At 49.1% G+C, this 22,145-nt stretch carries 20 protein-coding genes and 1 tRNA gene; 11 read left to right on the forward strand and 10 right to left on the reverse strand.

All coding sequences use genetic code 11. The features are described from left to right. Nucleotides 1-160 precede the first annotated feature (160 nt). Both LX59_RS09105 and LX59_RS09110 read right to left on the reverse strand, forming a co-directional pair. Nucleotides 161-1,414 carry an OprD family porin gene (locus tag LX59_RS09105; RefSeq protein WP_144571550.1) on the reverse strand — a complete coding sequence of 418 codons (1,254 nt, stop codon included), beginning with the start codon at nt 1,412-1,414 and terminating at the stop codon, nt 161-163. A gap of 356 nt (nt 1,415-1,770) precedes the next feature. Next, nucleotides 1,771-2,403 carry a CAP domain-containing protein gene (locus LX59_RS09110; protein ID WP_170234360.1) on the reverse strand — a complete coding sequence of 211 codons (633 nt, stop codon included), beginning with the start codon at nt 2,401-2,403 and terminating at the stop codon, nt 1,771-1,773. Between the two features lie 208 nt (nt 2,404-2,611). Here LX59_RS09110 and LX59_RS09115 point away from each other — a divergent pair, with 208 nt between their 5' ends. Genes LX59_RS09115 through LX59_RS09140 form a run of 6 tightly spaced genes read left to right on the forward strand, consistent with a single transcriptional unit; the run spans nt 2,612 to nt 9,085 of the window. Further along, nucleotides 2,612-3,571 carry an AAA family ATPase gene (locus LX59_RS09115; RefSeq protein WP_144571552.1) on the forward strand — a complete coding sequence of 320 codons (960 nt, stop codon included), beginning with the start codon at nt 2,612-2,614 and terminating at the stop codon, nt 3,569-3,571. Further along, entirely contained in the window at nt 3,568-4,512 is a 945-nt protein-coding gene (locus LX59_RS09120) for a DUF58 domain-containing protein (RefSeq protein ID WP_144571553.1), read from the forward strand. The genes LX59_RS09115 and LX59_RS09120 overlap by 4 nt, the downstream gene beginning before the upstream one ends. 3 nt (nt 4,513-4,515) lie before the next feature. Next, nucleotides 4,516-5,034 carry a DUF4381 domain-containing protein gene (locus LX59_RS09125; RefSeq protein ID WP_144571554.1) on the forward strand — a complete coding sequence of 173 codons (519 nt, stop codon included), beginning with the start codon at nt 4,516-4,518 and terminating at the stop codon, nt 5,032-5,034. Next, nucleotides 5,027-6,013, forward strand: coding sequence for a VWA domain-containing protein (locus LX59_RS09130; protein ID WP_144571555.1), 987 nt, complete (start codon nt 5,027-5,029; stop codon nt 6,011-6,013). Before LX59_RS09125 ends, LX59_RS09130 begins: the two co-directional genes overlap by 8 nt. Next, the gene (locus tag LX59_RS09135; RefSeq protein WP_144571556.1) at nt 6,010-7,719 is read left to right on the forward strand and encodes a VWA domain-containing protein; all 1,710 of its coding nucleotides are present in this window, start codon (nt 6,010-6,012) and stop codon (nt 7,717-7,719) included. Before LX59_RS09130 ends, LX59_RS09135 begins: the two co-directional genes overlap by 4 nt. Next, complete coding sequence (locus tag LX59_RS09140; protein ID WP_144571557.1) at nt 7,691-9,085, forward strand: BatD family protein; 1,395 nt, start codon at nt 7,691-7,693, stop codon at nt 9,083-9,085. Before LX59_RS09135 ends, LX59_RS09140 begins: the two co-directional genes overlap by 29 nt. A gap of 2 nt (nt 9,086-9,087) precedes the next feature. On the opposite strand, the gene pepN is transcribed toward LX59_RS09140, so the two are convergent. The 4 genes from pepN to LX59_RS09160 all read right to left on the reverse strand — a co-directional run bounded on the left by pepN (nt 9,088) and on the right by LX59_RS09160 (nt 12,800). Then, nucleotides 9,088-11,736, reverse strand: a complete 2,649-nt coding sequence (pepN, locus tag LX59_RS09145) for an aminopeptidase N (RefSeq protein WP_144571558.1) — start codon at nt 11,734-11,736, stop codon at nt 9,088-9,090. A gap of 77 nt (nt 11,737-11,813) precedes the next feature. Continuing rightward, entirely contained in the window at nt 11,814-12,089 is a 276-nt protein-coding gene (locus LX59_RS09150; RefSeq protein ID WP_144571559.1) for a YeaC family protein, read from the reverse strand. A 292-nt stretch (nt 12,090-12,381) separates the two neighbouring features. Continuing rightward, nucleotides 12,382-12,458, reverse strand: a tRNA-Pro gene (locus tag LX59_RS09155). Between the two features lie 75 nt (nt 12,459-12,533). Then, entirely contained in the window at nt 12,534-12,800 is a 267-nt protein-coding gene (locus LX59_RS09160; RefSeq protein ID WP_246118724.1) for a glutaredoxin family protein, read from the reverse strand. Nucleotides 12,801-12,854: 54 nt separating this feature from the next. Between LX59_RS09160 and LX59_RS09165 the strand changes: the two genes are divergently transcribed. Then, nucleotides 12,855-13,685 carry a M23 family metallopeptidase gene (locus LX59_RS09165; RefSeq protein ID WP_144571560.1) on the forward strand — a complete coding sequence of 277 codons (831 nt, stop codon included), beginning with the start codon at nt 12,855-12,857 and terminating at the stop codon, nt 13,683-13,685. 261 nt (nt 13,686-13,946) lie between these two features. Continuing rightward, nucleotides 13,947-15,608, forward strand: a complete 1,662-nt coding sequence (leuA, locus tag LX59_RS09170) for a 2-isopropylmalate synthase (RefSeq protein ID WP_144571561.1) — start codon at nt 13,947-13,949, stop codon at nt 15,606-15,608. 47 nt (nt 15,609-15,655) lie between these two features. Here the strand turns inward: leuA and LX59_RS16160 are convergent, their stop codons facing one another. Both LX59_RS16160 and LX59_RS09180 read right to left on the reverse strand, forming a co-directional pair. After that, on the reverse strand, nt 15,656-17,155 hold the full coding sequence (locus LX59_RS16160) for a methyl-accepting chemotaxis protein (protein WP_144571562.1): 1,500 nt from the start codon (nt 17,153-17,155) through the stop codon (nt 15,656-15,658). Further along, nucleotides 17,152-17,691, reverse strand: a complete 540-nt coding sequence (locus LX59_RS09180; protein ID WP_144571563.1) for a PAS domain-containing protein — start codon at nt 17,689-17,691, stop codon at nt 17,152-17,154. Before LX59_RS09180 ends, LX59_RS16160 begins: the two co-directional genes overlap by 4 nt. Before the next feature lie 172 nt (nt 17,692-17,863). Between LX59_RS09180 and LX59_RS09185 the strand changes: the two genes are divergently transcribed. From LX59_RS09185 to folE, 3 genes are all read left to right on the forward strand, one after another. Then, a complete protein-coding gene (locus LX59_RS09185; RefSeq protein WP_144571564.1) occupies nt 17,864-18,838 on the forward strand; it encodes a D-2-hydroxyacid dehydrogenase family protein in 975 nt (324 codons plus the stop codon). An 82-nt stretch (nt 18,839-18,920) separates the two neighbouring features. Next, nucleotides 18,921-19,487 (forward strand): Smr/MutS family protein, encoded by a 567-nt coding sequence (locus LX59_RS09190; RefSeq protein ID WP_144571565.1) that lies wholly within the window; start codon nt 18,921-18,923, stop codon nt 19,485-19,487. Nucleotides 19,488-19,576: 89 nt separating this feature from the next. After that, entirely contained in the window at nt 19,577-20,128 is a 552-nt protein-coding gene (gene folE / locus LX59_RS09195; RefSeq protein ID WP_144571566.1) for a GTP cyclohydrolase I FolE, read from the forward strand. A 15-nt stretch (nt 20,129-20,143) separates the two neighbouring features. Here the strand turns inward: folE and LX59_RS09200 are convergent, their stop codons facing one another. Together LX59_RS09200 and fliT are read right to left on the reverse strand one after the other, a co-directional pair. Then, nucleotides 20,144-21,640, reverse strand: coding sequence for a sigma-54 dependent transcriptional regulator (locus LX59_RS09200; protein WP_144571567.1), 1,497 nt, complete (start codon nt 21,638-21,640; stop codon nt 20,144-20,146). A 106-nt stretch (nt 21,641-21,746) separates the two neighbouring features. Beyond that, complete coding sequence (fliT, locus tag LX59_RS09205) at nt 21,747-22,043, reverse strand: flagellar protein FliT (RefSeq protein WP_144571568.1); 297 nt, start codon at nt 22,041-22,043, stop codon at nt 21,747-21,749. Between the last annotated feature and the right edge of the window lie 102 nt (nt 22,044-22,145).

A 22,145-nucleotide genomic window follows, 5' to 3' on the forward strand; every position in this document is an offset into this window, starting at 1 on the left:
GCAAATGAGATTATTTCTCACAAAAAACCGGAAACTCCACTAAAGTATGCCGATGGCGACCTCGCTCATTAATTATCCCGTCAGATAGACCCAGCAACAAAAAAAAGCCCGGATCTTTACGAGATCCGGGCTTTTTGTTTAAGCCGAAAATTGATTCAATTTAGAGCAAAGGCACTGTGTAACTGACAATCACACGGTTTTCGTCGATATCATTACCGGTCATATTGCTACGGAAAGTAGCATTACGCCATTTGAAACCTAGGTTTTTCAGCACACCATCCTGGAAGACATAGCCGATATCGGTGTCACGTTCCCACTCTTTTCCCTTACGACTAACACCGCGATCAATATCATGACCACTGAGGTAACGAGTCATGAAGGTCAAACCGGGAATACCCAAAGCAGCAAAGTCGTAGTCATAGCGCAGCTGCCAAGATTTTTCATCCGCGTTGGCGAAATCACCAATTTGAACGTAGTTGACCAAGTAGGGATCTGAAATCCCTAGATAGGCAAAACCAGTATCTCCGGTCATTTTTTGCAAGCCTAAGCTGAACTTATGGCTGTACATTTGGTAGGTAAACATAGCGCCCATGGCATCGTTATCCACGTTGGTACGGCCATCATCCGTAGAACGTGCGTAGCGCAAATCTGTCTTAATGGAATGCCCCGCCATGATAGGCCAAGTGTGAATTAAGTTCAGCAAGTCTTGGCGATAGTTACCATCCAACTTAGCGTAGCTGTAAGAGGTTGATAAATTGCTGGTCCATTTATAATTGAAGCTAGCAAAGTCAAAACGGTCAGAAGGGTTAGCTCCTGTCACTCGCTTGCCTGCATTGTTCATATTAATTTTTTCAGAGCTGCTCTTATCGCGAGGAACCTCACGGTTTAAACGTCCGATATTGATAGTAAGGTCTTTAATGTCTGTAGAGGTTAATTGAGCACCACGCCACATTTGCGGTAACAGACGACTATCGTTTGACATTAAAACCGGTACTTTAGGTATCAGTGTACCCACACGGAATATACTATTGGCATAACGCGCTTTCAGCGTTGCACCAAACTTACCGTATTCGTCTTTAGGATCACCGTCATTATCTACCTGTAATAGACCTGTGCCCGTATCCCCACGACCACTGTCTAACTTGACCCCTAATAGGCCGATAGCATCAATACCAAAGCCAACTGGGCCTTCAGTAAAGCCTGACTCATAGCGCAACAGGAAACCTTGCGCCCACTCAGCCGCTTTATTTTTAGTGGCTGTATCCTGACGAAAATCACGGTTGAAATAGAAATTGCGTAACTCTAGTGTTGCTTTGCTGTCTTCAAAAAACGCAGCTTGAGATACAGAGGGAACGGCTAGAGTCATTCCCAAAGTCGCTAAAGCGATACCTCGGGCGATAGGGGTCTCGAGCATTTATATACTCCTATTATTATGATGAATTCTCGTTGTCGCTCAAAACGAGCTAGGGAGAATGAATAAAATCTGATAACGAAACAAGCTTTTTCAGACTTTAGTATTTATACCCTGCTCGATAGATAGTAGCACTTATTTAGTAATACCATCTAAAAATAGCACTGCTTAAGTCACTCATGATTAACATGTTGATTTTAAAGGATATCCACCAAAAGATCAAAAATTGATCAACCAAAATGGTTTTTATATGAATAAAAAACAACAATACTTCATCTGCTCTAAATCAGTAGATAGAGCCAATATTTAGGGCTTAACGAACATATAAATCAACTCAAACCCATAACAAGAGTTAAAAGTCAATTCTGCAAAGGATTCAAGCAAAGAACATGTACCGACATATACCCATAGACCCTATGTGTCCCAGAAGCTAATCCTATAGTCCGGTAACGAGGATCAAAGACATTCTTGCGATGTCCGCGTCCTGAAACACCGTCATCAATCAGTAATTGAATAACGATGTCACGTACATTTTGGGGGCCATAACTGATATTTTCCCCACAATAGGGCAGCACTCCGACTAAGAACTTTTGGGCTCGCTCAGTTGCCTGACTACCGTCCTTACCCTGATGACCCACCGCCCCTGTTTTGCTTTGATCTTGAACATGATACAAGGCCGATAAGGACAAACAGCGCGATAAACTCAAGGGCATGACGGGTTTAACCTGTTTTAAAAATGCTAAGGTTTCCTCAATAACTGCCCGGCCCTCTTGAATTTTATAGAGCTTACCTGAACTGCGATAAAGGCCATCTGCCCCCAAATTAGAAAATTTATCCGCTACAATTTGCGCATAACTCATCGGCTGAGTTCTTGCTAGATTCAATTCAGCTAACATTTCCTGCTGTTGCTTATTGATAATTGCAGAGCACTGAGGATGTTGATCCTGAATAGGAGATAATGCGGCCTGCGCACCAAAGGCAACCCATGCCAACAAGAACAGCCAGAAAACGCTCAAACAATGCATAAAATCAGCAAAGGTCGGTTAAACAAGCGGCTTACTGTACTGGGCTTTAACTGTAAAATACAGTTATAAAGCAATGAGTTACACTTAAACCCTAGCTCTACGCCGGTACGAGGCATCCTATCAGCCTCTAGCACCCAAGCTACATCGTTCATTCGCTCCAGTCTGAGGTTGGAACATGACACACCGCGAAGCGGTCATTGCGCTTAAGCTCCAGTTATCCAATCGAATTTTAGGCCAAGAGCGGCTGGTGGAGCGTTTACTGATTGCACTATTGGCGGATGGCCATTTGTTGGTGGAAGGAGCTCCCGGATTAGCCAAAACCCGTGCGATTAAAGAATTAGCCGAAGGAGTTGAAGCTGAGTTTCACCGCATCCAATTCACCCCGGACTTGCTGCCTGCCGACATCACTGGCACCGAAATCTATCGGCAGGAAACCGGTAGTTTTGTCTTTCAGCCGGGGCCCATCTTTCATAACTTGCTGCTGGCGGATGAAATCAACCGCGCTCCTGCTAAGGTACAATCTGCACTCTTAGAAGCTATGGCAGAGCGGCAAGTCAGTGTAGGGCGCACCACCTATAACCTCTCGCCCTTATTCTTAGTCATGGCTACCCAAAACCCCATTGAGCAGGAAGGAACCTACCCCCTGCCCGAAGCACAGATGGATCGGTTTCTATTACACGTCAAAATCAGTTATCCCGATGCCAGTGTAGAACGACGTATTTTGCAGCAAGCCCGTCAAGAAGCCTTGCAAGCGTCCAAGACCTCCGAGCCACTGCTGAGCCAATCCACCATCTTTGCCGCCCGCCACGAGGTGCTGAATTTGTATATGGCCGATGCCGTGGAAGAATATTTAGTGCAACTGATTATGGCCACTCGCACCCCTTCAAAATTCGATGCTGAATTAGCCGAATGGATTGATTACGGAGCCAGCCCACGCGCTAGTATTGCTTTAGATCGCTGCGCTCGTGCCCACGCTTGGCTAGCTGGTCGTGACTTTGTCAGTCCTGAAGACATTCAGGCGATGCTGTTTGACGTACTCCGCCACCGTTTGATCTTATCCTTTGAAGCCGAAGCTTCTGGTATAGATCAAGACCGAGTGGTGCAACGCATTTTGGACGTGGTTGCCGTGGCATGATGACTCCCTGCATTGAGGGTGTTACCACCAACTTGAGTGAACTCATTGCCCTACGCCAACACATACATAAGATTCCTCTGTTTTCCACCCCGCAGCGCCGTAGTCTGCTGCTGGGCCATCACCATGCACGTTTACGCGGACGAGGGGTAGATTTTGATCAGGTTCGACCCTATCAGGTGGGGGATGATGTTCGTCACGTTGATTGGCGTGTTACAGCCAGAACCCGTGAACCCCATACCAAAATCTTCCATGAAGAGCGGGAGCGCCCTATTTATTTGCTGGTGGAACAAAGCCCTCGTTTATTTTTTGGGACGCAACGGCAGTTTAAGTCAGTCTTAGCTGCCCAAGCCGCAGCGCTCATCGGTTGGGTTGCTTTAGAGCACTGTGATCGTGTCGGCGGGCTGGTATTTTCTCAGCACCAGCATCAGGAGGTTCGCCCTCGTCGTCGCCAACACAGCTTATTGCAGTTTCTGCAATGTCTGGCCCAAGCAAATCAGCAGTTAGCCCAACCGCTCTCCTCCACTACAGCATCCAGTACAACGGATAGCCTAAGCTTTGCCCTGCATCGCACCCGGGAAGTGTTACGTCCCGGCAGTTTGGTCGTTCTTTTGTGTGACGAAAGAGCATTAACAGATTTGGCAGAACAACAACTCAAACTGCTTGGCCGACACCTTGATCTTTTGCTATTGCCCTTATCCGATCCTCTGGATCACAGATTACCTAGAGCCGGTCTCTTAGACTTCACCGAGCAGGATTCTTACCTATCTTTAAATACACATGATCGTAGTGTACGCAACCGCTACCGCCGATACGCAGAAGCGCGTCAGCAGCGTTGGGTACAACTGGCCCACCAACTCAATACGCCCCATCTGCCCCTAAGTACCCAAAGAGGTGTCATTGAGCAGCTACACGACTATCTAACCTCTACTTTGGGAGCCTAACGCTTGGACAGGACGACCCAATTAGCGCCCCTGATCATACCTGCTCCACCTGGCTTTTGGCCTTTAGCGCCCGGTTGGTGGCTATTAATTTGCATTGCGCTGTTTAGCGTGGCTGGGTTAGGTATGATTTATTATCGAAAACGGCATAGGGATACACTGCTGGTTGAGACAACCTCAGAGGCTCAAACGCTCGTTGACCCCTTAGAGCAACTACGCCAAACCGCCCTAGAGGAATTCCACCAACTTGATCGCCCCTTGGCTGGAGCACCAGCCAGTCAGTGGCTACAACAGATTAATGCCCTATTAAAACGCATCAGCCGTATCCGTTACCCCAATGCTAACCCCCATACCCTCAGCGGGCGTGCTTGGTTGGCATTCCTAGATAGCCGCTGCCCTGCGGCAGGTTTAACCCGTTGGATGATTTTGGTTGAAGGCGCTTATCGCACCGAATGTCGCCTCGATCAACGATCTATTGATGGGTTGTCACAAGCAATCTGCACTTGGATACAGAAACATGCTTGAGTTCGCTTGGCCTTGGATATTGTGTGCCCTGCCGCTACCTTGGATACTGCGAACACTGCTTCCTGCAGCTCAGGAAAGACAGGCCGCACTACGCATCAGCTTTTTAGCTGAGCTGGAGCATATCAGTAGGCACAATAAGCAGCGTCGATCCTCATTTCGTTATCTATGGCGTAAACACCTGCCTTTCATATTGGTTTGGACTCTGCTCGTACTGGCAGCAGCTCGACCTCAAATTTTAGGCGAATGGTTACCGCGCAACACCACAGGACGGGATTTGCTACTGGCTGTTGATATCTCTGGCTCAATGGATACTCCGGATCTGCTGTGGCAAGGAGAGTCGATTACGCGCCTAGAATGGGTTAAGCAACTTTTTGGGGACTTTATTGAAAGTCGCTTAGGAGATCGAATCGGTCTTATCCTGTTTGGCAGTCAAGCCTACGTACAAGCTCCCTTAACTTTTGACCATACAACCCTGCGGCGTTGGTTGAGTGAAGTTCAAGTGGGATTAGCAGGGCAGAATACGGCTATTGGTGAGGCTATTGGTTTAACCGTTAAAAGATTACGCGAAGTATCAGAACATCAGCGCTTAGTTATTTTGATCAGTGATGGAGCCAATAACGCTGGTCAAGTAGATCCTATACGAGCCGCTCGATTCGCAGCCGCAGAACAAATACGCATCTATTGCATCAATATTCTGCCCCCTGCCGCTCCTAACGATGAGTCATATCTGGATGAGGCTTTATTACAGAACATAGCCACTTTAACGGGTGGTCAGTACTTTAGCGTTCAATCCACTGAAGATTTACAAGATGTCAATGCCCTCCTCAATCAATTAGAACCCGTCCTTAAGCAAAGTTTAAATCAACGGGCTATTCAGCCTTTGTATCACTGGCCTTTAGCGATTGCTTTCCTGAGCAGTATGCTATTAGCAGCTCAGTACCTTTGGCTTCGGCGAATTAAGACCTCATCAAAAATATGATCAATCTTGGCTATTCATTCAGTCGCCCAGAGTGGTTGCTGATGTTACCTCCGAGCCTATGGCTACTCTGGCATCTGAACCAAGCTAAACCCCAGAACAGCCCTTGGTATCAGTTGTTACCTCCCCACAGCCAAGTCATGCTATTAACGGGGGCAACAGACCAGAATCATCGCCGCTGGTCTGTACTTTTACTGGGTTTAAGCTGGTTGCTGAGCCTAATTGCACTGGCAGGCCCAAGCCAACAGCAAGCAAATTCCGGACAAAAGGTTAGCCAAGCTGATCCTTTAGTCGTGATTTTAGAAATGACTCCTGAACTGTACGCCACTGATACCCTGCCAACCCGTTTACAACGAGCACAGCATAAGCTGTTGGATATACTGCGTCTTCGTCAGGGGGCTCAAACAGGCATTGTCGTGTTTGCTGGAAGTGCCCATACCCTAGTTCCACTCTCCAACGACATCGCAACCATCCAAAACTTGCTGGAAGGCCTAACCCCTGAACTGATGCCTGTCCCTGGGCATCAGGCTGATTTGGGCATACAAAAGGCCCTCGAATTGCTGGATCAGACACAACTAGGGCAAGGACGTTTGCTATTAGTAACGACAAGCTTGAACAGCCAAGAGCGTAACCAGATTCGCAAACTACTCAAAAACCGCCCCGAGTCCTTGAGTATTTTAGGAGTAGGTACTGAGCAAGGAGCGCCCATCCTAGCCAAAAAAGAGGGACATTTTCAGCTAGACCCTCAGGGAAATGTCCTAGTTTCCCGTTTAGATGCTCAGGGGTTGGAACGCTTTGCCCAAGAGCATCAGGGCCGCTATCAAAGCCTATCCCTAGATGATCGTGATCTACAGGGGCTTAATGTCTTATCCAGCTCTCCCTTAAGCGCAGCACCCCAAAAGACTTCAGGGAGTGGATGGCAAGATCAAGGGCACTGGCTGCTCTTACCTCTATTGGTCATCGCCGCTTTGGGGGCACGCAAAGGTTGGCTGTTTTGCCTCCTGCCGCTGTGTGTACTGATGCCAGCCTCTGCTAAAGCTTCCGAATGGTCTTGGCAGCACCTATGGCAACATCCTGATCAACAGGCATACCAACTACTGCAACAGCACCAACCTGAGGCAGCCGCCTCAGTATTTGAAAATAGCCAATGGCGAGGAATCGCTTATTACCAAGCTGGACTCTATGCCCAAGCAGCGGCTGCTTTTGCCCAAATGGATACAACTGATGCCCATTACAATCGTGGTAACGCCCTAGCCCTAAGTGGACAACTGGAAGCGGCGTTGACAGCCTATGACCAAGCCTTAGCACAACAACCTGATCTAATACCCGCTCGCTACAACCGCAAAATAGTGGAGCAATGGATTCAAGTGTCTGCTGACCCCGCCAATCAAATGGCTTTAGAGTCGCCTATAGAGTCTGTCAGCAACAGCCCAAATACCCTCTTTCCTTCAACCCAAAGGTCAATCAGCCAAGCTCAAGCCTCAGACTCAAGCTTGACTGCTCAGACTAAATCCGCACAGCTCGCCCTTGGCCTCATGGATGGCCCAGTCAATAGCCTAAACGCAGAAACACCTCTCTATTCCTCTGAATCGCAATTGCCACAACAGCAACAGAGTTTGGAACAGTGGCTACGCCGTATTCCCGATAACCCCAGTGAACTGCTGCGGAGAAAATTTTTGTATGAGCAGCAAGAACGCCAACATCCTTAATAGCCTCTTGCTCACGCTGATCTTGGCTATAAGCACAGACTCCAGCATAGCGGCCAGCCCGCCAGAAACACAGGACACCAAGTCCAGTGCTGCGAAGCACGATACGCCCCAAAGCCCAATCTGGATGGAGCGGGATTTAGATCTAACCTCGGTGTATGTACAACAACAGGCGATTTTGCGGGTCAGGGTTTACCATGCCATTCCTCTATACGATGACAGCCAACTCAGCCCTTTGCGCCTTGATCATGCAGAGATTGAACCTCTAGGCTCAGCCATAGCCTCAGAAACCCTAGTCAATGGGCAGCGCTATGGCATGATCGAGACCCGTTACAGTATTTTTCCACAGGAGCCGGGTGTACTGAACATCAAGGCCCAAACCTTTACCGGCACAACTCCAGACAGCACCCGCAATACATTACAGCGTATTCAGCTTAATAGCAGTGACTTAAAGCTTATCGTACGACCTAAACCTACAGAGTATCCAGCCCAAGCCCCTTGGCTTCCTGCACGCCACATCACATTGGAAGAAGCATGGAGCCCGACCCAAGAGTCTCAGATATTGGGGACAGCTTTTAGCCGCCGCTTACGCCTTCAAGCACAAGGGTTAACAGCAGCTCAATTGCCGAGTTTAGATACTCCCGAACTGCCCGGTGTTCGTTACTACCCCGATCAACCGCGTCTAACTAATCAGGTCACAGAATACGGAGTACTCGGTGCGCGGGAAATGCGCTCGCTCCTGATTCCGATTCGAGCAGGCTCTTTCAGTACCCCAGCCACTGAATTAATCTGGTGGAATACTCAAGAAGATCGCTTAGAACGCATCCAAATCCCCAACCGCCACTGGAATATCCGCGACAACAATCCCGTTGTAGCACAGACTATTGTGCCCCCCCCCACTCCTCAAGCACTGGCCACTTCTAAAGGATCTGGCTTGGCAGAGAACACTCAGATTTGGATGTGGCAACTAAGTACATTGCTTTTTGCCTGCACCAGCATTTTAGGATTTGGACTGTGGTGGCGGGCACGCCATCAACCCGCCATCAGTACCCGATTGATCTCCGATGAGGCACCTAAGCAACTGCTGTTGGAGGCACTGCGCTTAGCCTGTCTGCGTAATGATCCCCAAGGTTCACGACAGGCTTTGGATGCTTGGGCACGGCAACAGCCAGAAACCTTAGCCAATATGGCCGCCCGCTTTAGCCCACTGTCTGAGGCATTGAACGCCTTAAATGGCGCACTCTACAGTGAAGCTGGACAGCGTTGGCAGGGGGATGCCTTATGGGAAGCCATCAACGGCCTTCCCCCTAGACTTCAAGAAGGGCAGGAGCAAACTCAAAGCACCCTCCCCCCCCTGTATCCCCAATAGGCTCAAGCCAGACTTTTGGTCACTACTTCATAAACATCCGGTGATAAATTCCCGGAGTTTAAAATCCGCTCCAGTTCGGCTTTCATTTGTTGCTGGCGCTCTGGAGCATACTTGCGCCACTTGGTTAAGGGTGTCAGTTGACGAGCAGCAATTTGTGGATTAGAGCCATTCAACTCAATCACCCGATCGGCCAAGAAACGATAGCCCGCACCATCAACACGATGGAAACCGGCATGATTCTGCCCAGCGAAAGCACCGATCAGCGCCCGCACCTTGTTGGGATTTTTTAACGTAAAGGCTGAATGGCCCATCAAACTCTGCACCCGCTCCAAAGCTCTAGCCAAGGGAGAAGTCGCTTGCACACTGAACCACTGATCCATAACCAAAGGATTGTCTTTAAACTCATGGGCAAAATCAGCCAAGGCGGTTTCACGCTCCGCCTCAAAGGGTGATTGAACCAGTGCAGCCAAGGCGGCAAAACGCTCAGTCATGTTATCAGCCGTTTGGAACTGTACCAGACAAGCCGCCAGTACCTCTGGCCGCTCGGTCAGCATCAGATAAGAGAGCGCGGCATTTTGCAACGCACGGCGGGCAAAGTGCTCAGACTCCGCCACATAAGGCGTTTGGCGCGACACTTCGCGATTGTGCTGATAACGCAACCATAGAGAGTCAAATAGTGCCTCAGCAATCGCCTGACGCGCCGCCTGACGCGCTGCATGAATGGCCAAAGGATCAGCCACCGTAGCGATTTCAGCCAAATAGGCTTCAGCGGGTAAATTCAGCATTTCCGCCAACATCGCCTGATCCAACGAGGTATCTTGGAGCAAGGCATCATAAGCCTGAATCAAACGCTGATTGAGGATAGGCGTTTCCTTGCGCTGCACCTGCGCAATCATGGTCTGTAAAGACTGCACTGCCAATTGCTGGCCCGCCTCCCAACGATTAAAACCATCGCTGTCCTGCTGCATCAAAAACAGTAGTTGGTCTTGAGTATAGGGAAAGCTAAGCTTAATCGGGGCCGAAAAACCACGCAGCAGCGAAGGTACAGGCTCCTCGGGGATATTGATAAACACCAAGGACTGCTCCGCCTGATCAATACTGAACACAGCATGACCGCCTCGTGGAGCGGATTCCCCCGCCAAGTGCAGCGGCAATTCTTGACCTTGAGCATCCAAAAGCCCCAGAGCAACAGGAATCACAAAGGGGAGCTTTTCTGGTTGACCGGGCGTTGCGGGGCAGCTTTGGCTAAAATTCAGGGTATAGGTTTTAGTCTGAGCATCGTATTGTCCCGTAACCGCTAGTCTTGGGGTTCCCGCCTGACTGTACCAGCGCTTGAACTGGGTTAAATCTAAGCCGCTGCTGTCTTCCATCGCCTTGACGAAATCATCACAGGTCACGGCCTGTCCATCGTGGCGCTCAAAATACAAATCCGTTCCCTTGCGGAAGGCTTTTGGGCCAAGCAGGGTATGCAGCATCCCCACCACCTCTGAGCCTTTCTCATACACGGTCAGGGTATAGAAGTTGGAGATCTCAATAAAGGACTCAGGGCGTACTGCATGGGCCATGGGGCCTGCATCCTCAGCAAACTGATGAGTACGCAGAAAAGCTACATCCTCTATACGCTTCACCGTGGCGGAGTTCATATCCGCTGAGAAAGCAGCATCCCGAAATACGGTAAAGCCCTCTTTTAGGGAAAGTTGGAACCAATCCCGGCAAGTCACGCGATTGCCCGACCAATTGTGGAAGTATTCGTGGGCAACAATAGCCTCCACCCGCTGGTGAGCGGCATCAGTGGCGGTTTCTGCCTTAGCCAACACGGCACTGGAGTTGAAAATATTGAGGCCTTTATTTTCCATTGCCCCCATGTTGAAGTCATTTACCGCCACGATCATGAAGATATCCAGATCGTATTCGCGGCCATAAACTTCTTCGTCCCAACGCATGGATTTTTTCAGGCTATCCATCGCATGCTGGCACTTGTCGATGTTTTCCGGCTCAACATAGATGCGCAGAGCCACCTTGCGGCCACTGCACGTAGTAAAGCTATCCTCCACACACCAGAGATCACCGGCTACCAAGGCAAATAAGTACGCAGGCTTTTTGAACGGATCTTCCCAAGTGACCCAATGACGACTGCCTTCTTCGCCTTGAGCAATGGGATTGCCGTTAGATAGCAGCACCGGATAACGCTTACGCTCGCCTTTTACCTTGGTGGTAAACAGGCTCATCACATCGGGGCGATCCAGATAGTAGGTAATCTTACGGAAACCCTCTGCCTCGCACTGAGTACAGAACATGCTACCTGATTGATACAGCCCTTCCAGCGCTGTATTGCTCTCAGGGTGAATGCGTACCTGAGTTTCTAAGGTAAAAGCTTCGGCATTAGGCTGTAGACTGAGATGATCTTCATCCAACTGGTAATCCAGAAACGGCTTACCATCCAAGACCACTGAGAGTAACTCAAGGTCTTGCCCGTCCAGCATCAGCACGGGTAATCCATCACCTGCAGCCGGGTTGCGGCGCATCACCAACCGAGCCTGCACGAGGGTGTGGTCTTCGTGCAGATCAAAACTGAGATGGGTTTCATCAATCAGGTAATCAGGTACCTGATAATCCGCAAGGTGGATCACTCGTGGCTGTTTAGTAGACATGATAGGCCTCGCTGGGGCCCATAGATGGCCCGTTACGGACTGCAAAAAAAGAAAAGGAATGACTCCTACCCATCACATCAATGGCGGGTTTCTGAAGTCTCAGTCAAAAACAGATCAGGAAACTCGCGGCGCTTATTTTTTGAAGAGGAGCAAGTCTGCCCTCCCATATAGCCTGTGCGCTGCTCTTCAGGTAAGTTTTTGTTTTCCCATGCGATCATTGCTTGCATGCATAGGTCGCGCTGCTCTGGAGTCAGTTTATTGCCGTTTTCCCACTTACCCAGCTCAACCGCCTGCTTCAGACTCTCGTAAATTTCTGGGGTGATCTGTTCGATCGCAGTTAAAAATGACGACATGGACAACACCTCAATACCTTAGATGCCTTGTTTTCGCACAGCCTAGCTTCAGCCTGCTCGGTAAAGCTTCTGCATCGAGCTCCTGATAACCATATCACAAGCGTCCCGAGTGTCTGCGGCCTGTTTTACCAAGATACGCTGAAAGTCGATATCTAATTATTTATAGGTATAATCCATAAGGAAAGCAGGGATACACAAACTAGGCATAGACAACCAGAAACAACAAAGCCCGCACAGGGCGGGCTTTTGCGGCTGTTTCTGGTACTACTTGAAACTACCAGAAACAAGGGTCTGGTCGGAGCGACTGGATTCGAACCAGCGACCTTCTCGTCCCGAACGAGACGCGCTACCAAGCTGCGCTACGCTCCGAATTTGGCGCGCATTTTACACAAACTGCAATCCGTCACAAGATATCAAGCTGAATTTTTACCCCGATCAAATGCCCTAATCGCTTAAAAACATCCGCAATTGCCGTGCATCAAAAGGCCAATCTAGCTCAGCCCCTGTATCCAGACGTTGCAGTACAGGAATGCGCTGTTCATAGCGCTCATAGTGAGCGAGTATCTCAGTAATATCGACACACTCAACCTGTAATCCATAAGCAACCCAAGGCATCAACAGAGCCTCCGCCTGCTCACACAGATGGCAGCCCACAGTGCCCAATAATTGGCAATTAGGCCATGCCTGATTAACCCAACCCGAAACCATCATCTCACTCCTCAAATCGGTACACTGACCCGAATAAACCGATCAGGAGCCCAACTGATGCTACGCTGCATCCTTGTATTCATTTTACTATTCCTCAGCCTATCTACTCAGGCCGACAGCTTTATCAATCGCCTACTCAACAAACCTGTTCCCGGCGGAGTTGCGGTTATTCCCCTACCTGAAGGGCCTGCACCCAGTGTCCAGTATCAAGGTAAGCCCGTATTAGTAATTTCAGATAGCGCAGGCTGGTTGGCCATCGTAGGGATTCCACTGTCTGTACAAGCAGGCAGTCAAAACATCTCCGTGACCCAAGGAAGTCAGCAACAGCAACTCGCTTTTAACGTGCAACCTCGTACCTATAAGGCACAGCACATTACCCTCAAAAACCAGCAGCAAGTTAGCCCAAACCCTGAAAACCTTAAACGTATTGAGCGGGAATTAGCGCTACAAAACCAAGCCTACCGCCAGTTTGACCCACGCCAACCTAGCAATCTACTGTTCGACAAGCCAGTGGATGGCCCCCTATCCAGTCCTTTTGGATTGCGGCGTTTCTTTAACGGCGAAGAACGCAATCCACACTCAGGCTTAGATTTTGCGGTTCCTCAAGGCACTCCGATTAAAGCACCCGCAGCGGGACGAGTGACGTTAATCGGCGACTTCTTCTTTAACGGCAAAACGGTATTTGTCGATCACGGCCAAGGCTTAATTAGCATGTTCTGCCACCTATCACGCATTGATGTGCAACAGGGTGATGAGCTAATCCGAGGCGCTGTAGTGGGCCAAGTAGGCGCAACCGGACGGGCCACAGGGCCACATTTGCACTGGAATATCAGCCTAAACGATGCCCGTGTAGATCCAAGCATTTTCATCGGAGCCTTCAAGCCCTAACCCAAAATGCACGGCCCTAAATAGATTCCCTGTGTTCGGCAGGGATCTCTAAAAACCCCATAACAATTTATCTGAAGCTTTCTTCAGATCATCAGCATAAAATTTCAAAAAATTAACAATTTGTGAGTTAAAATTGCTTTTTTAAATAACAAGTTGAAATTTTTATCCAATAAAAATAATGTTTCCAGCATAAATACTCAATTAATCCTCAGTTGGAGCAATGTTTAACCAACTCCAACGACCTGATTAAGGATTGACCTCATGTCTATGCTCAAAGATCCATCGCGTAAATACCAAGCCTTCCCCCCGATTCGTCTCACCGATCGGACTTGGCCTGATAAAACCATCACCCAAGCCCCCATTTGGGCCAGTTCAGACCTGCGCGATGGCAATCAGTCTCTGATTGAGCCTATGGACACTGAGAAAAAGTTACGCCTGTTCAAAACCTTGGTGCAGGTAGGTTTTAAGCAGATTGAGGTAGGCTTCCCATCCGCTTCCCAGACCGATTTTGACTTTATTCGTACCCTGATCGACGACAAGTTAATCCCTGATGATGTAACCATTCAGGTATTGACCCAAGCCCGTGAGGACTTAATCAGCCGTACTTTTGAGTCTTTAAAGGGCAGCAAACAAGCCATCGTCCATGTCTACAACGCGGTTGCCCCTGCGTTTCGGCGCATCGTTTTTAACCAAGAAAAACAGGGTGTGGTACAGATTGCCGTTAAAGCAGCGCAATTAATGAAGCAACAAGCGGCTGCCTATCCAGATACGCACTGGACGTTCCAATATTCACCCGAGGTCTTTAGCTCTACCGAGTTGGATTTCGCAGTGGAAGTGTGTAATGCCGTGCTGGATGTCTGGCAACCAACGCCAGAACATCGAGTGATTTTGAACCTGCCCGCCACCATTGAGGCAGCTACGCCCAATGTATACGCCGATCAGATCGAATGGTTCTGCCGCCATATCAGCCGGCGTGACAGTGTGTGGATCAGTTTGCACACCCACAATGATCGTGGTACAGGCGTAGCCGCTAGCGAACTGGGCTTAATGGCCGGTGGCGATCGTGTCGAGGGATGTTTGTTTGGTAACGGTGAGCGCACAGGTAACGTCGATCTGGTGACGATGGCCCTGAACCTCTACACCCAAGGCATTGATCCTAAACTGGATTTTTCTGACATCGACGGCTTGCGCAAAATTGTGGAGGACTGCAATCAGTTGCCCGTACACCCACGCCATCCTTACGTGGGCGATTTGGTACACACAGCCTTCTCAGGCTCACACCAGGATGCGATTCGCAAAGGCTTCACCCTGCAACGTACTAATCCAGAAGGCCTTTGGGAAGTTCCTTACTTACCCATTGACCCCGCTGATATTGGGCGCAGTTATGAGGCGGTAATTCGGGTCAACAGCCAATCCGGGAAAGGCGGCATCACCTATTTGCTGGAACAAGAGTATGGCATCAGCTTACCCCGTCGCCTGCAAATTGAGTTCAGCCAAGTGGTACAAAAAGAAACCGACCGCTGCGGCTTAGAGATGACCGCGCCTCAAATTTACGCCTTATTGGAGCAAGAATACCTGCAAGCCAACAGCCCTTATCAACTGAAAAGCCACCGCTTACAGGAAGAAAACGCGCGCTGCTCTGTCGATGTGGAAGTAGGCTTTAATAGCGATTTGTGCCATTGGCAAGGTGTAGGCCAAGGCCCCTTGGAGGCTTTAGTCGCTAGCCTGCCAGTTCAAGTAGAAATTATGGACTACAGCGAGCACGCCATTGGCAGTGGTACTCAAGCAAAAGCAGCCGCTTACATTGAGTTGCGCGTAGAGGGTGGTCGGGCGATACACGGCATTGGTATTGACTCTAACATCACCACAGCCAGCTTCCGGGCTCTGTTTAGCGCTCTGAACCGTACCTCACACCAACAATAATGAGTTAGCCCAAGGCCGTACTGCCACCCAGTACGGCCTTGTTTGGCCTAAAGCATCCGTTTGTGCTTTTCTTCTAACATGGCATCCATCTCTTTCAACAGCACATAACTCTCTTCTTCAGCTTTGGACATTGCCTTAATAATTTCGTCTTTGATACTAGCGTTGTGTACCCAGTCTTCATGACGCAGGCCAACTGCCTTTTGTACTGCTTCATGAACGCGAATATGCGGTGCTTCCATCGCTTTATAGCCTTGGGTCTGGCTGAAGGTTTTACTGCCTGCTCCCTCGTAATACCATTTACCCAATCGACACTGGTGATGAGTCACTCCAACAGCCTGCACAGCCTCATCCTGTTTGATGGACGTATCTAGGGACACATAGCCATTTTGTTTGTAGATGATGTGATCCACCTTAACCAAGGCATTCAGCGCCTGATCCTTAGCCACAGTCACCAGCTTACTGGTCTGCTGCGAGCGCCCTGAAAACACATCGAACTGCTCTCTAAAACCCGAAATCATCTCTCCCACTTTTTGGGCCGAATCATTCGAGTGATTGGCTTGTACCACCATGTCATCCACTCGACTGCTAAAGCTGTTAATGGTGCTGGTCACTTCAATGGCGGCATCCTTGGTACGACGTGAAAGGGCTTTTACCTCATCGGCTACTACAGCAAACCCACGCCCTTGATCCCCGGCCCGAGCCGCTTCAATGGCGGCATTTAGGGCCAACAGATTAGTCTGATCAGCAATGTCTGTGATGATGGATAAGGCTTCTTGCACTTTACGGCTGTCTTGCCCTAATTGCGCGACCGCATCCGTCACGGTCTGAATCGTGCGGGAAATCACCTCTAAGGAAGAGACAATCTGCTGTACCCCCTGCCGACTCTCTTGCGCTGCTTGCCCTGTCTCAAGCGTGATGGACTCGACTTGAGCCATCCGCTCGCCAATTTGAACTAAGTTAGTCTGAGTATCACGTAAATTAAGGATTAAATTACGGCTATTGAGCGAATGCAGCGCAGAGTGCATTTCATTGGCTGCCAGCAAGCTGACGTTTCTGCTCATGGTTTGTATCGAGTGATTAATATTGACCAAGGATTGCCGCAGTAGACCTGGCATACCACTGAGCATTGCAAACCGTTGATATTTCCCTTGGGCAACATTATCAAAGCAGGAGTTAACCTCTTTAAAATAGGACTCGACCTTATCCAAAAAGTCGTTGATTTCCCAAGCGATCTTACCCACCTCTCCCAGTTTTTTGGTGTTAGTGATCCGGCGGTCAAAAGCCCCTGTATTAGCCTCATGCACCGTTTCAAAAATAACCTTTAGGGTCAGCAACACCCGCTCAGCACGCTGCAATAAGATCAGTAGAGGAATGAGCATCAAAGCGGGATTGAGCAGCCACCAAAAACTGGCATCGTATAACCCAATCCCAATCCCCGTGGTTAGCACAGCAATAGCCAACATACTGACCGCTAAAATCTTGATACCTGTCGCTAAAAATGGCGCTCCTGCGCTTACACCCTGCGTCTGAGATTGATGGGCGCTCATGATGAAATATCCTTACGAACCAAGTCCAAAACAAAGGAGGTGTAATCAGTATTTTTAGTCTTCAACAATTCAGCCAAATAGGTTTGTGAGCGCTGTATCGCCTCTTGTCCCTTAGCTTGTTGCTCCAAAGCCGCCATCTGTTGGTATATGGGAATCAAAATAGCCAAGTTTTCGGGAGAGGGTTTACGGCGTACCGAGTAGTAACCACGCAAGTGGCCTGCGGCATCCCGATCTGGCGTAACGTTGGCCAAAACCCAGTAAAAAGACCCGTCTTTACACAGGTTTTTAACGTAACCAAAAAACTCTTCGCCGGCTTGTAGGGTGCTCCACATCAACTTAAACACCCCACGCGGCATATCCGCATGCCGCACAATATTATGGGGCATACCCAATAACTCTAACTCCGAATAGCCCGCGATCTTCATAAAGGTGCGGTTCGCGTAGGTGATCACGCCTCTAGTATCTGTTTTAGAGACGATAAACTCGCTTGCATCCAGCCTAATCTCACGATTGTTAGGCACAATCTCTCGCCTCATGCTACCTCCGGCCTGCTTTAGAGCACTAACCATCGTTGTATGGTATTGATACCGATCTGTATACGAAGTCTGTGTCCGAAAAAGGCACCGTAACGGAGGACTAAGCCATCGGTATTCTGATTATTTTCCTTGAACGTCATAATCACACAAGCCCGGTTTTAAGGTAAAAAACATGAACATAGCCATCCTTGACGACTATCAACAAGTCGTCCAGCACCTTCCTTGCTTCAATCTGCTTAAAGGGCACAAAGTTCAAATCTTTAGCGATACGCCCGATACACGCGAACAACTCATAGCGCGCTTACAGAATCAAGAAGCCTTAGTCTTGATTCGTGAGCGCACCCTCATTGATCGAGCTTTGCTGGAGCAACTGCCTAATCTGCGCCTCATCAGCCAGACGGGCCGGATCAGCGGTCATATTGATGTCGAAGCCTGCACAGAATTGGGGGTTGCCATTGCCGAGGGACAGGGTTCTCCCGTCGCCCCGGCTGAACTTTGCTGGGCGCTGGTGATGGCCGCTAGCCGACATATTGTACCCTACGCCATGCACCTACAAGCAGGCATGTGGCAAAACAATGGCACACTAGGTCTAGGTCGCAGCGTACAGGGGCTGACCTTTGGCATCTGGGGCTACGGAAAAATTGGTCAGCGGGTCGCCCGTTATGCTCAGGCCTTTGGCATGCAGGTTGTTATCTGGGGCAGTGAACAATCCAGAAATCAAGCCGTACAAGATGGCTTTACAGCCGCTCCAAGCCGATCTGCCTTCTTTGAGCAGTCTGACATTTTATCCTTGCATTTACGACTCAACGAGGCCACTCGTGGGCTGATCACCCAAGAAGATCTACTGCTGATGAAAAAAGATGCCCTATTAGTCAATGTCAGCCGCGCTGAACTCATAGCCCCCGGTGCATTGATCGCATCTTTGGATCAAGGACATCCCGGATTTGCAGCCTTGGATGTATTTGAATCCGAGCCTGCGAACCTAGACAATGACCCCTTGCTTAACCGACATAACGTGCTCTGCACGCCCCATATTGGTTATGTAGAACACAACAGCTATGAGCTGTACTTCAGAACAGCTTTTGAAAACCTGCTCTCCTTTACTCAAGGGCAGCCACAAAATATTGCCAACCCTCTAGCGCTTTAGTCAGCCCGTTAAACTCCGAGCCACAAGCGTGATAAGGATCGTCCAAAACCCTGATACAGTGCGATGAGTACGGAGGATATTCATGCAAGACGATGATTTTGATCTGTTTCGCGCCAATGTGCGGGGCATTAAGCCGATCTCAATTGACCGAGCAGACACAGGCAAACCCCGCCAAGACCGGCAACAAGTTACCTATAAAAGAACACAAGCCTCTAGCCCCACGGCACAACAGCGCATACAGGTAGATGGGCTGTCTGATCAATTTGTCATTGATGTTGCTGCCGAAGAAGAGCTGTTCTGGGCCCGTGAAGGTGTTCAAGAGGGACAGATGCGCAAGATGAAGGCCGGTCAAATCCCTTTTGAAGGCAACCTTGACCTGCACGGTCTGAGTGTAGAAAAAGCTCGCGAACAACTCTGGGCCTTTTTAGCGGAAGCCCTACGCTTCGAAATTCGCTGTACCCGTGTTACCCACGGTAAAGCCGCTCGAACCGATGGTAAACGCCCTATGCTTAAAAGCCACGTCAACACTTGGTTGCGCCAGCATCCTCAGGTACTGGGCTTTACCTCATGCCAAGCGAAGCACGGAGGCACAGGCGCTGTTTATGTACTGCTCAAACGTACTATGTTAGAGGGCCGTGATGAAGATTAACCGCACCTCTCTCACTGCTATAAGCACCCTGAGCCTCTTTTCTCGTCTGCATACTTATGGGCAGACTTTTTCTCAGACAGGTTTACCCCATGTCTCTTGAACAACATTACTCCGCAATCCTCCAACACCTTGGCGAAGACATTACCCGCGAAGGATTGATTGATACGCCCAAACGGGCAGCCAAAGCCATGCAGTACCTCTGCAAAGGCTACCAACAGACTTTAGAGGAAGTCACCAACGGGGCACTCTTTAGCTCAGATACCAGCGAAATGGTTCTGATCAAAGATATAGAGCTGTATTCACTGTGCGAACACCACATTTTGCCCTTTATTGGTAAAGCCCATGTCGCCTACTTACCCGCCGGGAAAGTGCTGGGACTGTCTAAAGTGGCACGCATTGTTGATATGTACGCTCGACGCTTACAAATTCAAGAAAATCTGACCCGACAAATTGCCGAAGCCATACAGCAAGTTACCGAGGCTGCTGGCGTTGCTGTGGTTATAGAAGCACAGCATATGTGCATGATGATGCGTGGTGTGGAAAAGCAAAACTCCTCCATGGTCACTTCGGTCATGTTGGGACAGTTTCGCGAAAATACTGCAACCCGCAGTGAGTTTCTCAGCCTAGTGCGGGCTCGCTGATCTCCTGCAATTAAATTACCCGGCCTCGGTATCGTGCCGGGTAATGCCGTATTTGCGCATTTTTTCAACCAAAGTGGTACGCCGAATCCGTAAGCGCTCCGCGGCATGGGCAACAATGCCTTCCGCCTCGTTCAAAGCTTGCTGAATCAGCCCCTGCTCCAATTGGTTTAGGTATTCCTTTAAATCCAAACCCTCTTCGGGTAATGGCTTTAACTTATGACTTATGAGCGACTCGTCTTCAACGGACTCATCCTCCTCGCTGAAGAAGGTATCAAATAAGGCTTGCTGCTCCTGCTCCAACTCATCCAAAACCCCTTGCACATCCTCCTGCACACAGGATTCCTCCTGACGAAATTTCCAAGGTAACTCAGCGACACCCACGACACGCCCTGGATACATAATGGCCATACGCTCAACCAAATTAGCCAGTTCGCGCACATTACCAGGCCAAGGGTAACGACTCAGAGCGCTTACTGCCGCCGGATTAAAACGTACAGAGCCGCGTTTATCCCGCTCAAGTCGCACCAGCAGGTCACAGATGAGGGCGGGAATATCCTCGGCGCGCTCCCGTAAGGGGGGCATTTCAATGGGGAATACGTTTAGCCGATAATACAGATCCTCCCGAAAGCTGCTTTGAGTAATCATCTGCTCCAGATCTTTATGGGTAGCGGCGATAATACGCACGTCTACATTCTGAGTTCGATTACTCCCCACCCGCTCAAAGGTACGCTCTTGTAACACGCGCAACAGTTTGACTTGCATGAATAAAGGCATATCGCCGATTTCATCCAAAAACAGCGTACCACCTTGGGCTAACTCAAAACGCCCAGCTCTTGAGGTAATAGCTCCGGTAAAGGCTCCTTTTTCGTGGCCAAACAGCTCGCTTTCTAAAAGCTCACTCGGAATAGCACCGCAGTTAACCGGCACAAAGGGGGCTTCTGAACGGCGAGAGTGCAAATGCAGATTACGGGCAACCACCTCCTTCCCGGTTCCAGACTCGCCCAAGATCAGTACATTAGCCTCAGTATCTGCCACTTGGTACATCATTTGCCGGATGACCTGCATAGGGCGGCTGTTGCCCACTAAAGAGCGAAACAGCAAAGGATCACGCCCACCCAAAGAGGGACGGATGGACTGTGTACTCCAATAAGTATGGCTCTGATAGAGGGCATCCCAAAGACTGGCATACCCAAAAGGCGTTTCTAATTGAGCCAACACACGCAACCGCAGAGCCTCTGGCCAATAACTAGGTGCGGGCTCTAAAAGAATAATGGGGAGAATACGACCTTGCTTTTGTAAAAACTCAGATAACCCCCTAAAACTGTCTAAATCAAGGCAGCCTAGAATCAAGGTTGTAGGTATTGGATGAGTAGCCCAATGATTCATCCATACCGACCAATCCCAACTCCCAAGGCTCTGACAGGACTCGCCTAAAAAAGCCAGAATAGCTGATAAGTCACGACAGCGATTTTCATTGTCGTCGATCAATAAAACGTTACTTTCATGCCTCATTAAACTTTTTACCCATGCATCTTCAAAGGGCATCTCTTTTTAAAATGCACACTAGTTAAAAAAAGAATGCAGGATCAAACACAATATAACAAGTTTAGTACCTAAGCTAAGATTTAACGCCACGATAACAATCTATACCTTGTTGAGCGTGATTCATCTGTATCAATTCTATAGCCAGTTGCTTTCGCTCAGCTTCACAGACTGGAATAAGCTTTTGATACACCGCTTGTAGTTGTTGTAAAGCGGCAACCAAGTCTAAATCCCTAGAGTAGTCTGATGACAAACTGGCTACCAGCATACGACAATCTTCGTCTAAAACCTTGATCTGATCCCAATTTTGAACGGCCATCGCTTCATTGAACGCCTGAGTCAAACGAATAATCTGATTCGCAGATACCGCCATAGCAAACAGCCTCATCAGCTCATTGGGTTTTAGACTGAAACTAGTCAGTTTTCTTACTGTAACCGATAAAACTCAAATTAACGCATGTATTTATCAAGGTTA

This window comes from Azomonas agilis (assembly GCF_007830255.1).
GTDB lineage: Bacteria > Pseudomonadota > Gammaproteobacteria > Pseudomonadales > Pseudomonadaceae > Azomonas > Azomonas agilis.